The organism is Luteolibacter sp. SL250, assembly GCF_026625605.1.
Classification (GTDB): domain Bacteria; phylum Verrucomicrobiota; class Verrucomicrobiia; order Verrucomicrobiales; family Akkermansiaceae; genus Luteolibacter.
This window is the reverse complement of sequence record NZ_CP113054.1, coordinates 3044350-3058897: the sequence shown is the minus strand read 5'-3', so window position 1 is coordinate 3058897 and position 14548 is coordinate 3044350. Positions and strand designations below refer to the sequence as shown.

Below are 14548 nucleotides of genomic sequence, written 5' to 3'. Positions count from 1 at the left end.
TATGTCCATCCATGTCGCCCTGCACCACCGCACCAGCTATGAATACGACAAGCCGGTGGAGCACGGACCCCATGTCGTCCGGCTGAGACCTGCACCGCACTGCCGGTCACGGATCCTTTCCTACAGCTTCAAGGTCGGGCCGGAGGCTCCGTTCATCAACTGGCAGCAGGATCCGCAGGGGAACTACTTGGCGCGGCTGGTGTTCATGGAACCGCGTGACCGGCTGGACATCGAGGTGGATCTGGTGGTGGAGATGTCCGTCCAGAACCCCTTCGATTTCTTCCTGGAGCCGGAGGCGGAGAAGTTTCCTTTCAAATACGACCCGGGTGTCAAAACGGAGCTGGCCCCGTTCCTCAAGGTCGAAGAACCCGGGCCGCTGCTGGCCGCCCGGATCGCGAAATACCGGGGGCGCAAGGAAAGCACCATCGACCTGCTGGTGGCGATCAATGCGGACCTGCAGCGCGACATCAACTACAACATCCGGATGGAGCCGGGCGTGCAAGCACCGGAGCAGACGCTGGAGATCGAGTCCGGATCCTGCCGGGACTCCGCATGGTTGCTGGTGCAGATTCTCCGCCATCTCGGCCTCGCGGCGCGCTTCGTCTCCGGCTACCTGATCCAGCTCAAGGCGGATGTGAAGTCCCTCGACGGCCCCAGCGGTGCGGAGGTGGATTTCACCGACCTGCACGCGTGGACGGAGGTGTATCTGCCAGGGGCGGGCTGGATAGGCCTTGATCCGACCTCTGGCCTGCTGGCCGGGGAGGGGCACCTGCCGCTGGCCTGTTCACCGGAGCCATCCAGCGCGGCACCGGTCACCGGCGGCACCGCGCCGGTGGAGTCCACGATGGAACACGAGATGTCCGTCACACGGATCTTCGAATCCCCGCGCACGACATTGCCCTACCGCGAGGAACAGTGGGAACGCATCCTGGAAAGTGGGCGGGCCATCGACCGGGATCTGGACAAGATGGATGTGCGACTGACCATGGGCGGAGAGCCGACCTTCATCTCCGTCGATGACTTCGATGGGGATGAGTGGAACAACGCCGCGCTGGGACCGACGAAGCGCATCCTGGCGGACCAACTGATCAAGCGGCTGCGCGGGCATTTCGCCCCGGGCGGGCTTCTTTTCTATGGCCAGGGCAAATGGTATCCGGGCGAGCAACTGCCGCGCTGGGCGCTGTCCTGCTACTGGCGGAAAGACGGCGAACCGATATGGGAAGACGGCAGCCTGATCGCGGATGAGTCGAAGGATTACGGCTTCAATGAGGACACCGCGAAGCACTTCGGCACCGAGCTGGCGCTGGCGCTGGGTGCGGATCCCAACTGGATGATCCCCGCCTATGAGGACGCCTTCTACTACCTGTGGAAGGAGCGCAGGCTCCCGACCAATGTTGACCCGCTGAAATCGAACCTGAAGGACAAGCTGGAGCGGGAGCGTCTGGCCCGTGTTTTCAACAAAGGTCTGGATGAGGTCGTCGGGTGGGTGCTGCCGTTGGAAAACACGGACACCCCGGAGGGCAAACGCTGGGTGAGCGGACCATGGTTCCTCCGTGACGAGACGCTCTACCTGCTGCCGGGGGATTCGCCTGTCGGCTACCGCCTGCCGCTCGATTCCCTGCCATGGGTTGCTGAGAAGGACTTTCCCTATTTCGTTCCGGAAGATCCCACCAGGGACCTCCCGAAGCTTTCCACCCACCGCGAAACGACGGTGCTCCACCAGTCGAGGAAATTGGCGGATCCCATTCCTTCATTCCCGTCGCCTCCCGTTTATCCGGGTGGCGGGCTGGATGCGGCACTTGAAACGAAACAGGGCGAACTGCCACCACTGCCGAAGCACCGGCCGTGGGAGCAACGTCCCGAAGACCAGCAGTCCGCTTCCTGGGTCATCCGCAAGGCGATCTGCTTCGAGGCCCGGCATGGCCGCCTGCATGTATTCCTGCCGCCGGTGGAAAAGACGGAGGATTTCCTCAATCTCATCGCCGTGCTGGAGCACACCGCCGGCAAGCTGGGCACGCCCATCATCCTGGAAGGCACGCCGCCGTCCTATGATCCGCGGATCCAGAAGGTGGGCGTGACACCGGACCCGGGGGTGCTGGAGGTGAACCTCCAGCCATCCGCCTCATGGGACGAACTGGTCTTCAATACCAAAACGCTCTACGATGAGGCGCACCTCTGCCGTCTGGGCACGGAGAAGTTCATGCTGGATGGCCGCCACAGCGGCACCGGCGGTGGGAACCACATCATCATCGGTGGGGAGACACCCTCGGACAGTCCGCTGCTCCGCCGCCCGGATCTGCTGCGGAGCATGGTGACCTTCTGGAACCACCATCCTTCCCTGAGTTTCCTGTTCTCCGGCATGTTCGTCGGGCCGACCTCACAGGCACCGCGGATCGATGAGGCACGGAACGACTCGATCCACGAGCTGGAGATCGCTTTCAAGACGCTGGAGGGAACGACGCCGCTGCCATGGCAGGTGGATCGTGCCTTCCGGAACCTGCTCATCGACTCGACGGGGAACACGCACCGGGCCGAGTTCTGCATCGACAAGCTCTACAGTCCGGACAGTGCCACCGGCCGCTTGGGGCTGCTGGAGATGCGCAACTTCGAGATGCCGCCACATTCGCAGATGAGCCTCGCCCAGCACCTGGTGCTGCGCGCGCTGGTGGCGAAGTTCTGGAAAGATCCCTACGAGAAGCCGTTGGTCCGCTGGGACAGTGAGATCCATGACCGCTGGATGATGCCGCATTTCATCTGGCAGGACTTCAAGGACGTGCTGTCCCATCTGCGGGCGGGTGGCTATGCCATCGATGACGAATGGTTCGCCCCGCACCTGGAGTTCCGGTTCCCGAAGATCGGCGACTTCGTGCAGGACGGGGTGGATGTGGAACTGCGCCACGCCATCGAGCCATGGCATGTTCTGGGCGAAGACGGCACGCCTGGAGGCACGGTCCGATATGTGGACAGCTCCCTGGAGCGCATGCAGGTGCGGGTCCGCGGCCTGACCGGAGAGCGCCATGTGATGGCGTGCAATGGCTACAAGGTGCCGCTGCAACCGACGGGAACCCAGGGGGAATTCGTGGCCGCCGTCCGCTACCGCGCCTGGCAACCGCCGAACTGCCTCCACCCGTCGATCCCGCCGCACGCGCCACTGGTGTTCGACCTGCTCGATACCTGGAACGACCGATCCCTCGGAGGCTGCACCTACCATGTCGCGCACCCGGGCGGTCGGAATCATACTACGTTCCCGGTCAATGCCTTCGAGGCGGAGGCCAGACGGCTCGCCCGCTTCTTCCGCCACGGCCATACAGGCGGGAAAATCGTCCCGAAGGAGGTTCCGGAGAGCCCTGATTTCCCATTCACGCTGGACTTGCGGATGATTCCGGCAAGCCTGTGAGCGGTTTCAGGACCAACGCCACTCCATGCTCCAGCGCAGTCGATCCGTCCCGGCGAACACCCCTCCGTCCACAGGCGGGGCGGTGGATGCCGCGTGGGATGAAATGACCGCGCCGGATGGGACGGTGCGTCCGGGCTGGGAGGAGATCTCCGCGAAGCTCCAGACAATGACTTCGGCTGACAGGGCCAACCTCAGCGCGACCGCAGACCGGATGCTGGATGACCTGGGAACCACTTTCAACGTGTACAGCGACGTCGGCGGCACCGGGCAGCCCTATGTCATCGATCCCGTGCCGCTGATGATCCGGCGGGAGGAGTGGGACAAGATTTCCGCGGGACTGGTGCAGCGCATGCGCCTGCTGGAGATGGTGGTCGCCGACCTCTACGGCCCTCAGAAACTGATGGCGGAGGGCCTGATTCCGCCGGACCTCATCCACTCGAACCGCTCCTACCAACCGCAGATCCGGGGCGTGCAGCCGCAGGGAGGGAAGTTCCTCGTCGGCTTTTCCAGTGATCTGGTGCGGATGCCGGACGGGACATGGAAGATTCTCAACGACCAGATCCAGGGCGCCCAGGGCCTCGGGCAGGTGCTGGAAAACCGCAGTGTGACGTCCAACGTCCTGTCGGACTCCTATGAGAGCTCGCGGGTGGCGAGGCTGCGTCCCTTCTTCGACGCGGAAAGGGCGACGCTGCAGGAGCTTTCGATGCCGCGCGGGGAAATGCCGAACGTGGTGTTCCTCACCGCCGGATTCCGCCATCCATCCTATTTCGAGCATGCCTACAAGGCGCGTCTGCTGGGCTTCCCTCTGGTGGAGGGGGCGGATCTCACCGTGCGGGAAAAACGGCTTTATCTGAAGACGCTTGGAGGCTTGCGTCGCATCGACTGCGTGGCCAACCGGCTGGGTGACGATGTGATCGACCCGCTGGAGTTCTGGACCATGGGCAGGGGCGGGGTTCCCGGCATCGTGGAGGCATGGCGGAGTGGCAACCTCGCACTGGCGAACGCTCCGGGGACGGGGCTGGCCTCATCCCCCGCATTGCTGCCTTTCCTCCCGCAGATCTGCCGCAAGTGGCTGGGGGAGGATCTGAAACTCCCTTTCGTGGAAACATGGTGGCTCGGGCAGCCGGAGATCCGCGCGAAGGTGATGGAAAATTTCAGCCGCTACGTGCTGCTTTCCGCCTCACTGGACGAGCCGCTGCTGCCGGTGCGCTGGTCGGCGCTGTCCCCCAACGCGAGGAAGCACTGGCTCTCCATCATCGAGGAGCGTCCCTACGATTTCGTCGCCCAGCTTGATGTCACGCCCAGCGTGGCACCATCCCTGGACGGCCGCAGCCTTGCCTCCAGGCCAGTGGTCATGCGCGGGTTCACACTGAATTCATCCGGTGCTCCGGTGACGTTGCCGGGAGGACTGGGCAGGGTGGGCAAGTCCGGCCAGTCACCCCAGCTATGGCCGATCCATGCCGGTTCCACCAAGGATGTGTGGATCCTTGAGAGCGCGAATGATTCCGGCAAGACGAAGGCCAGAAAGCTGGAGGGACCTGCCGCAGTCCGCCGCCATCCCGCTGCGGCGGAGGTCCCCAGCAGGATCGCCGAGGAACTATTCTGGGTTGGCAGGTATGCGGAGCGCATCGAGCTGGCCACGCGCCTGCTGAGGGTAACCATGAAGCACCTCGTGGGGGAGGCGGGAAGGCTCCAGCAGGAGCAACTGGAAGCGTGCCTCATCTTGCTGGATGCCGTCGGGATGGCTCCGGCGAGGAAGAAGACGAAGGCGTTCGGCCTGCTGGGTGCATTGATCGATCTGGTGCATGGTTCGAACAGCGGAGTCGGCCTGCCGCCGTTGGTGCGCGGGTTGCTTTCAAATGCCGCCGCAGCCCGCGACCGGCTCTCTGATGACACGTGGCGATTTTTCAACCGCCTTGACGGCATCGTCCATCCGCCGCCGAGTCCTCCGCAGGCACGGGAACTTTCGGTGACCCTCGACCAGCTCATCCTCCATCTGTCCGCGTTTGCGGGCATGCAGGCGGAGAACATGACGCGGGGGCAGGGATGGAGATTCCTCGAGGTGGGCCGCCGCCTGGAGCGGGCCTTGGGAACACTCGCGTTGCTGCAGGTCGCCGCAGCCGGAGAGAAAGACGAGGAAGATTCCCAATTCCTGGAGCCGCTGCTGGAAATCTGTGACAGCGTGATGACCTACAGGCGCCGGCATTTTTCCAAACCGCGCTGGGACGCCGTCTGCGAGCTGCTGTTCATGGACCAGACGAACCCCCGCTCGGTTGCCCACCAGATCGCCATCCTCCAGACAGAGTCCGGAAACTTCCCGGGAGATCCCAACAGCGGGATGTTCCCGCGGATCGTCGCGCGGCTCGCCTTGTTGGATGAGCCGTTCGCGAAATCCGGCCCGCGGACCACGGATGAACTGGAGACTTTCGGCGGCAGGCTGGAGGAGCTGTCCGACCTGCTCACCCAGCACTACTTCAGCCACTCCGTCAGGCGGGTGTATTGATCTGCCTCTGCGGTGGATTTCATTCGTGGAGGACCACGCGCACCCGGGCGAAGCGTTTGCCGGTGGTTTCCTCGTCTGGAACCGCATTGTCCTCGCAGATGACCCTTTCCATGCCGTAGCCGTGGATGATCTCGATCTCACGGCCACCGGGAATCCACGTTTTGCAGTCGCTGCTGAACTCGACGATGTAGTCGATGCCCGGCTGGAGTTCCGCTTTCCGGCGCACATAGTTCACGCGCAGCCGCCCGGAGGTGGGGTCGCGCGCGATCACGGGGAGGCCGGTGAAATCATAGTCGGTTGAAGGAAATGGGGGGATATACTGGACGATGTTGAACGCGAAGCGCAGGTTCGGGATGCCGGTGCCCATATCCGCCAACGGCTCGGTTTCCGGTGAGATGACGGCTCTCCATGCCTGCCATGCCGAAGGGGTCAGCACCCGCAATTCAGGGGAGGGTGCGGAGGGGCCTGCAGGATTCCATGCGGTCACCCGGTAGAAGTATTCGGTCGCCGGTTGGGTGCTGTCCCAATAGGTCGGCCCCATGAACCACAAGCTCAGCATCTCCTCGGGAAGCTTGGTCCATGGGGTTCCGGCGGTCCGGCGTTCCACGATGTAGTGGGTGGCGCCATAGACCGGTTGCCAGGTCAGGGTGATGTTGTAGGGATCCAGTCCGATGGAGCCAATGCCGTAGTCGAGCTGGGAAAGCCCGCTGACGGGAGCGGGCACTTCACGGGGGACCACCCCGGTGACCTGGAGATCATCGACTTCCCATGCCGGTCCGTCTTCTAGGGTGCTGAAACGCAACCGGCCCATGGGCAGGAATCCGATGACGGTGACGTCCGCTTCAAAGCGGTAGGTGTTCCATTCCGTGAATCCTTCGGAGGTGGGGGCAATGGTGAGGATCGGCGTCCAATAACCCATCCATTCGATCTCCAGATGGACGGGTACGGTCGAGCCGGCGGTGCCCCGGAACTTGAACTCGATGGCCCCGCCCAGGGACAGATCGACGTTGCGGGCGATGACTATCCGGGTGGCCGTGCCATCCACGCGCAGGACGTGGTTTCCGGGCGTGTCTTCCACGGTGGTGGCACCACTGAGGGACTCCCACACGGAGGAATCCGCGGAAGGTTCGAAGTCATCGGCGAACAGGACGAAGGTCTCCGCCGCTTCGATCCGCAGGGTGCCCATCTCGACGGTGCCCTTCACATTGAACGCTGAAATACGGTAGGTATAGTGGATACCTGCGGTCGGTGTGGTGTCCGTCCACGATTGCTGGTAGGTCTGGGATGGATCGTCGTCCGTTTCCGCGAGGAACTCCCATGGGGAGTCGTCCGTTCGGCGCTCGATGCGGTAGCCGTCGGTGTAGCGGGCCTCGTACCACAGCAGTTGCACGGCTGGACCGGGGAGGATGCGCCCGGAAACAGCGGGCTGGAAGCTAGGGACCTCCGGTGGCAGCAGCTCGGGGATGGTGATGACAAGTGTTTCCGACGGCGGGGAGTCCCCGGCGGAATTGTAACCGATCATCCGGTATTCGTAGGTGGTCGAAGGCTCCACCGTCCGGTCGGTGAGCTGGCTCTGGAATCTGGAGCTGGTTTCCGCCGCGGTCGCCCAGGCTTCCGTCCCGGAGATCCGCCGCTCCAGCCGGTATCCTTCCGCACGGAAATGCCAACCAAGGGAAAACGTGACCTGGTCCGGTTCAGGGTTGCCACTTGGCTGAATGAGAGGCGCGGACGGCGGGATCTGTGGGACGGCGACCGGTGCGGTGGCGGCGGACAACGGGGAGATGCCCAACGGGCCGCTGGCCCGGACGAAGAAATAATAGGTGCTCCCGGGTGAGAGGTTGTGCTGGAGGTGAGAGGTCTGCGTGGCGGGGATGTCGCGTTTCAGCTCCCAGAAGTATTCTGGCTCCGCGTAATAGGCATATTAGACGGAGTAGCTGGTGGCTTCCGGAACCGGTTGCCATGAGATGCGGGCGGAGGTGGAGGACTCCAGCACGGCGGTGGCCACCGGTGCGGGAGGCGGACCGTAGTGGAAGGCCGCCGCTGCGGAGGGCGGGGACTCGAGCGCGCCGTTCAATGCCGTCACCCGGTATTCATAGATATTTCCTGAAACGGGATAATTGTCCGTGTAGGTCAGTCCCTTGACGGTGGTGAGGGTCTGCCACCCCTCATCCGGCAGCGTGCGGCGGCTGACCCGGAAGTGGTCCTCTCCGGTCACGTCCTTCCAGGTGAGTTCCAGCTTCAGGCTGTAGTTGAGTTTCACGGTCGGCGCTGCGGGAGTATCGAGCGTCGTGGGTGGGACGACCTTCAGGCTGGCATCCAGCACGTGGAGCGAAACCCCGCCGCCGTTGTTGGTCGCCACGAATTGGTGGCCATTCCCGAGGGGCGCGATCTTCAGCGGACTGCCCGGGAGCGACTCACTCCTGACGTAGGCCAGGGTGGGGCCGGAGCGGATGCTCACGGAGGTGGCGTAGTAGTCGTTCAAGAGGATCAGGTTGTCCCCGTCCCATGCACCGTCACGGAATGGACCGACCTGGTAGGAGAGTCTCTGCAGATCCGGCCGGAAGACGACCAGCCCGGACCCAAGCACCAGCCGGGAGCCGTCCGGTGATGGCAGAACAGGATCGGCATAGTGGAAGTTGTCGGATGGATAGGCCCAGCCGCTGCCGCGGTAGTTGAATCTGTCGATGTCTCCGGATGACGTCACCGGATAGGCGTTGAGGCCGGACGAGGAGTTTTTCAGGGTGGTGAAATACAGCTCCCGATTAACGTCATTCCAGTAGAACTTCGTTTCGTAGTTCATCGTGCTGTTCCGCGAGAGGGAGGCGCCGTCCGGCCCCAGGATTTCGTAGTAGCCGTACTCGCCGCGCGGTGTGCGGCCCCAGTCGTCGGCGGCGGTGAACAGGTGGTCGCCGGTCGCCACCATCTCCAGCGGCGGGTAGGTCAGACGGCTGAACACTTCCTCGCGGGGCTCCACGGCACTGGCATCGATCCTGCGCACGACGCGGGACGAGTAGCCGGTATAGATGGCATCGTGGGCCGGTGAGTAGGCCACCACCGAAGGACCCAGCAGGGGGATGGTGGTGAGGTAGGACTGGGTGGCTGGATCCCAGCGGAAGATCGCCTTGTGGGTGGCGCTGAAGAGATGGATGACGCCGTTGTTCGACCGGAAGATGCGGTCCGGGAGATAGGTGAGGGTGGCTGGATCCGGCGGGGTGGCCGGTGCGGGACCGAACAGGGCGTCCAGCGTCACGAGAGTGGGAGTTCCCGTGGTGTGGAAGATGGCAAGTTTCCCATCATGGACGGCCAACCGCTCGGGCGTGCGGTTGGTGATAGCGATCTGTTCGACCAGCTTGAAGTCCTCCGAGTAGGCGGCAACCACATCGTCGCTGATGACCACCACACCACGCCCCGGGATGATGGCGGCACGGGAGATCGTCCGGTTGATGCTCCCGTCCATGGGGTAGGGATGGCTGGTGCCTCGGACGGTGCCGGTGGTGTCCATGTAGCGGCTGCCGTCCGGCCACAGCCACGTCCCGGGACTGCGGGCGCTGGTGTTGGATGGCAGGCCCGGTTCGGTGAACGTGCCGTCGTCGCCGTAGGTCAGCACGGTGTGGTAGCTGGAGCTGTAGCGGGTGAAGATCAGGCCGTTCGTGGACCTGGAGATGGCCGGTGCGGTGAAGGTGCCGCTGGTGTTCTGCCAGGTGCCAAGCGTGGCGAGGGTGTTCCGGTCCAGACAGATGAGGAAGATCCCGTTGTATCTCCACTCGCTGATGAAGACCAGATTTCCATCGGTGAGGATATGCTCCACGGTGGAAGATCCTTGGAAAATCAGACTCTCGTTCCCTCCTTCGGGATCATAGCGGTAGACGGAGGAACCAAAGGCGACGAGCAGGCCGCCTTCATCCGCGCAGGCCGCCGTCATCTGCGGTCGTCCGTCCGGCAACTCCACGCGCGGCTTGGACGCTCCTGCGGAGATGTCGTAGCGGGTGATCTGGTTGGAATCACTCTCGTAGAGGAACACGTCGATCCCGAGCTGGTCCATGCCGAGCCACCGGGCATGCAGCATGCCTTGGAAAAGGCATACCCAAAGCAGGACGAATCCGGCGCGAAATGGCATGCGGCTGGATCTCAGGAAAGCGCTGGCAGCCAAGTGTTTTCGCCGGAATACAGAAGTGTCCGAACTGCCATGAAAGCGGATTTCATGGCAGCGCGGGAACCGATGGGAAGATGGCGACTTACTTCCTCAGCTCTGCCTCGGTGTAGGGCTTGCCGTTGCGGTCCTTGGTCGCTTCGCGGATCTTCGCGAACTCCTCCGCCTTCACCGGGGCGGCGGCGTTCGACCATTCGTTGCGCACATAGGTGGCGATGTCCGCGAGCGCGGCGTCGGTCATGGCGGGGTTCTGGAACAGTCCGGGCATGTCCGCAGGGGAGACATAGACCTTACCATGTACCTTGATGGGGCCGGTCAGGCCGTGGAGCAGGATCTTGCCGAAGATACTGACATCCCCGGTGACCCACTCGGAACCATCAAGGGGCGGGCCGAGGTTGGGCACGCCTTCACCGGCCAGACCGTGGCAGCCGAAGCAGGCGGCCTCGCCGTTGTAGAGCTTCTTGCCGCGGACGAATGCTTCCCTGTCAGGACCGGTCAGCAGCTCGCCGGCGGTCTTCTTCGCAGGGGCGTTGGAGGCACCCTTGTCCAGCCAGCCGAGGAAATCCTTGTGCTTGATCTTGTCGCCAGCGGCCGCCTTGAACTTGAGTTCGTGGTGGTCGAGTCCGGAGAACGCGGCGCCGAGCACCAGCGGGTTCTTCTGTGACTTCACGATCAGGTCGGTGAGCTTTTCCCACGCGGCGGGGGTGGCCAGCGGCCCGAGAACCCGCGCGATGTAGGGCTTCATCTCCTCGGTGGCAGGCTCCAGTTTCAGGAGGATGGGGGAGAGCTTCGCAAGCTCCGCTTCCGGCAGCTTGGAGGCGGCCCACAGTCCGGAAATGACGATCTTCGGATCCTTCGCGGAAAGCAGCGGCTCGATCACGGCGGCATCGAGTTTGCCCAGACCTTCCAACGTCCACAGCGCGTGGATGCGGGCCAGCGGGTTGTCATTCTTCGCGACGACCGCCACCAGTTGAGAGGCGACGGAAGCATCGGCGCGGTCCACCAGCACGCGCTGTGCGGTATCTCGGTGCCAGCCGTTCGCATGGCCCAGCAGGGCGACCAGTTCGGGACCGGTCTTCTTGGAGAGGTCTTCGTAGGCTTCCAGCTTGCCGTCCTTCGACCACACGCGGTAGAGGCGGCCTTGGCCATGGGCCGGGCCGTCCAGTCCGCGGCTCACGTATTGCTCGCGCAGGTAGGAGGTGACGAAGGTCTTGTGCTGGATGATGCCGTGATACATGTCCACGATGATCACGCTGCCATCCGGCGCGTTGTAGATGCTCACCGGGCGGAAGCGCTCGTCGGTGGAGGCCAGCCACTCTTCCTTTCCGTAGGGATGGCTGCCGGTCAGCTTGCCACTGCCATCGTCCTTGATTTCGATGGCTTTCACAAGCTGGACGCAGGACTCGGTGACCAGCGCGCGGTTCGCCCATTCCTTCGGGAAGTTGCTGCCGCGGTAGACGGTCATACCCGCCGCGGCGGTGCAGTTGATGAGCTTGTGCGTCTCAGGATTCAGAGTGTCGGAGCCGTAGCCGTTCTTCTTGGAGATGTAGGCGCGGTTGACGCCGGGGGTCACACGGATCGGCCAGGTCGCGTTCGGGCCGACGGCACTGAACTCGCCGATCTTGGTGGTGACGCCGGGATTCCCCTGGAGCAGGTTGGGAGCGACGTTGTCGCCGAAGAGGAAGGCGGAGTTGTGGTTGTGGAAAAGGCGGCCGTAGTTGTCCTTCGCGATGCCCCACTGGCCGCGGAAGATGGTGTTCTCAACCATCCACTTGCCATTGATGCGGCGGACACGCTTGCCCGACTTCGCGTTGTAGAGCCAGTTGTCCAGGCCGTGGATCAGGCCGTTGCTCTTGTGCTCCACGTTGCCCGCCTCGATGAAATCAGGCGCGGCGACTTCGGCTTTCCCCACCGGCTTGAGGCCATCCCGTTTGATCCACAGGAGGTTTTCGTTGTCGGTGAAAAGGATGCCATCCGGGAACACCGCCACCGCACGCGGCAGGTTCAGCTTGTCGAGGAAGACGGTGCGCTTGTCCGCCTTGCCATCCTGGTCGGTGTCCTCGACGACGACGATGCGTCCCTGTGGGATGTCCTCACCCTTGCCGTCGATATCCGGCATGTAGCCCTGCATTTCGCAGATCCACAGGCGTCCGGCGGCATCGTAGTCCAGCGCGACCGGCTTATCGACGGTGGGTTCCGCGGCGAATGCCTCGATCACGAACCCGGGAGCGGTCTTGAACAGCTTCCATGCCTGGTCAACGGGCAGGACGGGGGCCGGAGGGATGAGTTCCGCCGGGACCACCGGGTCCATGTTGGCATGGTCTTTCTTATCCCCGCTCTGCGCGAAGGCGAGGGTCGGGATCAATGCAGCGGCGGAAATGTAACGGAGCATGGGTTGCGGGAAAGTGTGGGTGGGTTTTTACGTGCGACAAGCGGGTAATATTGCGGGCAACAAACCGCCCGGCGTGTCGATGCACCGGGCGGGCTTACGGGGGCTGGTCTCAGCGCACCGGAACGTCGATCCAGCGGCCTTCCTCGTGGGACTTCCAGCTCAGCTCGGCCAGCTCGACGCCTTTGGCGCCTTCACGCAGCGTCCAGCGGAACGGCTCGTCCGCGACGACGTGCTTGAGGAACAGCTCCCACTGGATCTTGAAGGCGTTCTCAAAGTTCATCTGGTCCGGCACTTCCGTCCAGCGGTCGTAGTAGTTGATGGGGCTGTCGATGTCCGGATTCCACACCGGGCGCGGGGTGACGCTCTCATGCTGCGCCCAGCACTTGCGCAGGCCGACGATGGCGGATCCCTTGGTGCCGTCCACCTGCATGGTGAGGAGGTCGTCGCGGCGGACGCGGACGTTCCAGGAGGAGTTGAACTGGCAGGTGATGCCGGTGTCCGTCTCGAAGATCGCGTAGGCGGAGTCGTCGGCGGTGCACTTGAACGGCTTGCCTTGTTCGTCGAAGCGTTGCGGGATGTGGGTCGCCGCCTTGCAGAAGACGCGGGTCACGTTGCCGAAAAGATTGTCGATGACGTAGCGCCAGTGGCAGTGCATGTCCACGATCATGCCGCCGCCATCTTCGGAGCGGTAGTTCCAGCTGGGGCGCTGGATCGGCTGGCCCTCGTAGTCGCCGGTGAAGACCCAGTAGCCGAACTCCCCGCGGACGGAGAGGATCTCGCCGAAGAAGCCCTGCTCCTTCAGCAGTTGGAACTTGCGGAGGCCCGGCAGCCACAGCTTGTCCTGCACGGTGCCGTTCTTCACGCCTGCCTTCTCCGCGACTTCAGCGATGCGGAACGCTTCCGATGCGGAATCCGACGTGGGCTTCTCACAGTAGATGTGCTTGCCCGCGGCGATGGCTTTCTCAAGGAAGCCGATGCGGTAAGGGGTGCCGGAGGCATCGAAGAAAATCTGGTAGAAAGGATCCGCCAGCACGGAGTCCAGGTCGGTGGTGTATTTCTCCACGCCGTGTTTCTTCGCCAGCTCGGCCAGCTTGTATTCATTGCGGCCGGTGAGGATCGGCTCGGGCATGTAGGTTTCATCCCCGATGCGGAGTCCGCCCTGCTGGCGGATGGCCAGGATGGAACGCACGAGGTGCTGGTTGGTGCCCATGCGTCCGGTGACGCCGTTGAGGATGATGCCGATGGGTTTCATGGTTTGAGGTATGGATGATTGAAGATTGCTTATCGGAGTGGGGCGCAGGCGGCTTTGATTTTTTCGAGGAACTGGTGCTGGTTCTCGGTCCAGTATCTGCGGGAGAAAATTTCGACCTCGGTCATGCCGGAGAAGCCCGCGGCTTTCACCAGATCGTTGACGCGGGCGCAGGTGCCGAGGCCCTGGCCGGGCAGCTCGCGGTCGAGCAGCGGGTGCTCCAGGTCCGCCTTGAAGTCGCAGACGTGGAAAGCGAAGAGACGGTCCGCGGCGGCACAACGGGTGATTTCCTGCTCCAGCTTCGAGTCCCACCAGATGTGATAGACGTCCGCCGCCACGCCGAGGAGCGGATGGTTGAGCGCCTCGCACAGGTCGTTGGCATCCGCCATGGTGGCGACGGCGCAGCGGTCACCGGCATACATGGGGTGCAGCGGCTCGATGGCCAGCCGGATACCCGCATTCTCCGCAGCGGGGAGGATGGCGGCGATGCTGTCCTGGATCTGTGAAAGGTTCTCACGCGGGGACTGGCCGGGGGTGGCACCGCAGACCAGCACGATCATCGGCAACCCGAGCGTCTCCGAGTCCCGGATGATCCGGAGGTTGTTGTCGATGGCCTGACGGCGGGCTTCCGCGGTGGTGCCGGTGAAGAAGCCGCCACGGACGTAGGAGACGGGTTTCAGGCCGCTGTCCTTCAGCCTGCGGGAAACGCGGGCGAGGTCCTCACCTTCGACGGTTTCCCGCCAGATGGAGATGCCGCCGAAGCCGTGGCGGGCGTAGTTCTCAATGCACTCGTCGATCGACCACGGCTTGGTGGTGAACGTGTGGATGGCGAGTTGGTCGGATGTCATGGGTTTGAT

The 14548-nt window shown here is 63.4% G+C and carries 7 protein-coding genes; 2 read left to right on the top strand and 5 right to left on the bottom strand.

Features of this window, described 5'->3' with window-relative positions:
* Nucleotide 1: 1 nt before the first annotated feature.
* Nucleotides 2–3397 (top strand): transglutaminase family protein, encoded by a 3396-nt coding sequence (locus OVA24_RS13465; protein ID WP_267670371.1) that lies wholly within the window; start codon nt 2–4, stop codon nt 3395–3397.
* Nucleotides 3398–3422: 25 nt separating this feature from the next.
* Nucleotides 3423–5900 carry a circularly permuted type 2 ATP-grasp protein gene (locus OVA24_RS13460; protein WP_267670370.1) on the top strand — a complete coding sequence of 826 codons (2478 nt, stop codon included), beginning with the start codon at nt 3423–3425 and terminating at the stop codon, nt 5898–5900.
* A 19-nt stretch (nt 5901–5919) separates the two neighbouring features.
* On the opposite strand, the gene OVA24_RS13455 is transcribed toward OVA24_RS13460, so the two are convergent.
* From OVA24_RS13455 to OVA24_RS13435, 5 genes are all read right to left on the bottom strand, one after another.
* Nucleotides 5920–7674 carry a hypothetical protein gene (locus tag OVA24_RS13455; protein WP_267670368.1) on the bottom strand — a complete coding sequence of 585 codons (1755 nt, stop codon included), beginning with the start codon at nt 7672–7674 and terminating at the stop codon, nt 5920–5922.
* Between the two features lie 147 nt (nt 7675–7821).
* On the bottom strand, nt 7822–10017 hold the full coding sequence (locus OVA24_RS13450; protein WP_267670366.1) for a fibronectin type III domain-containing protein: 2196 nt from the start codon (nt 10015–10017) through the stop codon (nt 7822–7824).
* 118 nt (nt 10018–10135) lie between these two features.
* Nucleotides 10136–12442: a DUF7133 domain-containing protein gene (locus tag OVA24_RS13445; protein WP_267670364.1), complete on the bottom strand. Its 2307-nt coding sequence runs from the start codon at nt 12440–12442 to the stop codon at nt 10136–10138.
* 109 nt (nt 12443–12551) lie between these two features.
* Nucleotides 12552–13694 carry a Gfo/Idh/MocA family protein gene (locus OVA24_RS13440; RefSeq protein WP_267670362.1) on the bottom strand — a complete coding sequence of 381 codons (1143 nt, stop codon included), beginning with the start codon at nt 13692–13694 and terminating at the stop codon, nt 12552–12554.
* A gap of 29 nt (nt 13695–13723) precedes the next feature.
* Nucleotides 13724–14539: a sugar phosphate isomerase/epimerase family protein gene (locus OVA24_RS13435; protein ID WP_267670360.1), complete on the bottom strand. Its 816-nt coding sequence runs from the start codon at nt 14537–14539 to the stop codon at nt 13724–13726.
* Between the last annotated feature and the right edge of the window lie 9 nt (nt 14540–14548).

What these genes read in the sequence shown, in the direction of transcription:
- OVA24_RS13465 (WP_267670371.1), top strand. Translation starts at nt 2, where the DNA reads ATGTCCATCCATGTCGCCCTGCACCACCGCACCAGCTATGAATACGAC.
- OVA24_RS13460 (WP_267670370.1), top strand. Translation starts at nt 3,423, where the DNA reads ATGCTCCAGCGCAGTCGATCCGTCCCGGCGAACACCCCTCCGTCCACA.
- OVA24_RS13450 (WP_267670366.1), bottom strand. Translation starts at nt 10,017, where the DNA reads ATGCCATTTCGCGCCGGATTCGTCCTGCTTTGGGTATGCCTTTTCCAA.
- OVA24_RS13445 (WP_267670364.1), bottom strand. Translation starts at nt 12,442, where the DNA reads ATGCTCCGTTACATTTCCGCCGCTGCATTGATCCCGACCCTCGCCTTC.
- OVA24_RS13440 (WP_267670362.1), bottom strand. Translation starts at nt 13,694, where the DNA reads ATGAAACCCATCGGCATCATCCTCAACGGCGTCACCGGACGCATGGGC.
- OVA24_RS13435 (WP_267670360.1), bottom strand. Translation starts at nt 14,539, where the DNA reads ATGACATCCGACCAACTCGCCATCCACACGTTCACCACCAAGCCGTGG.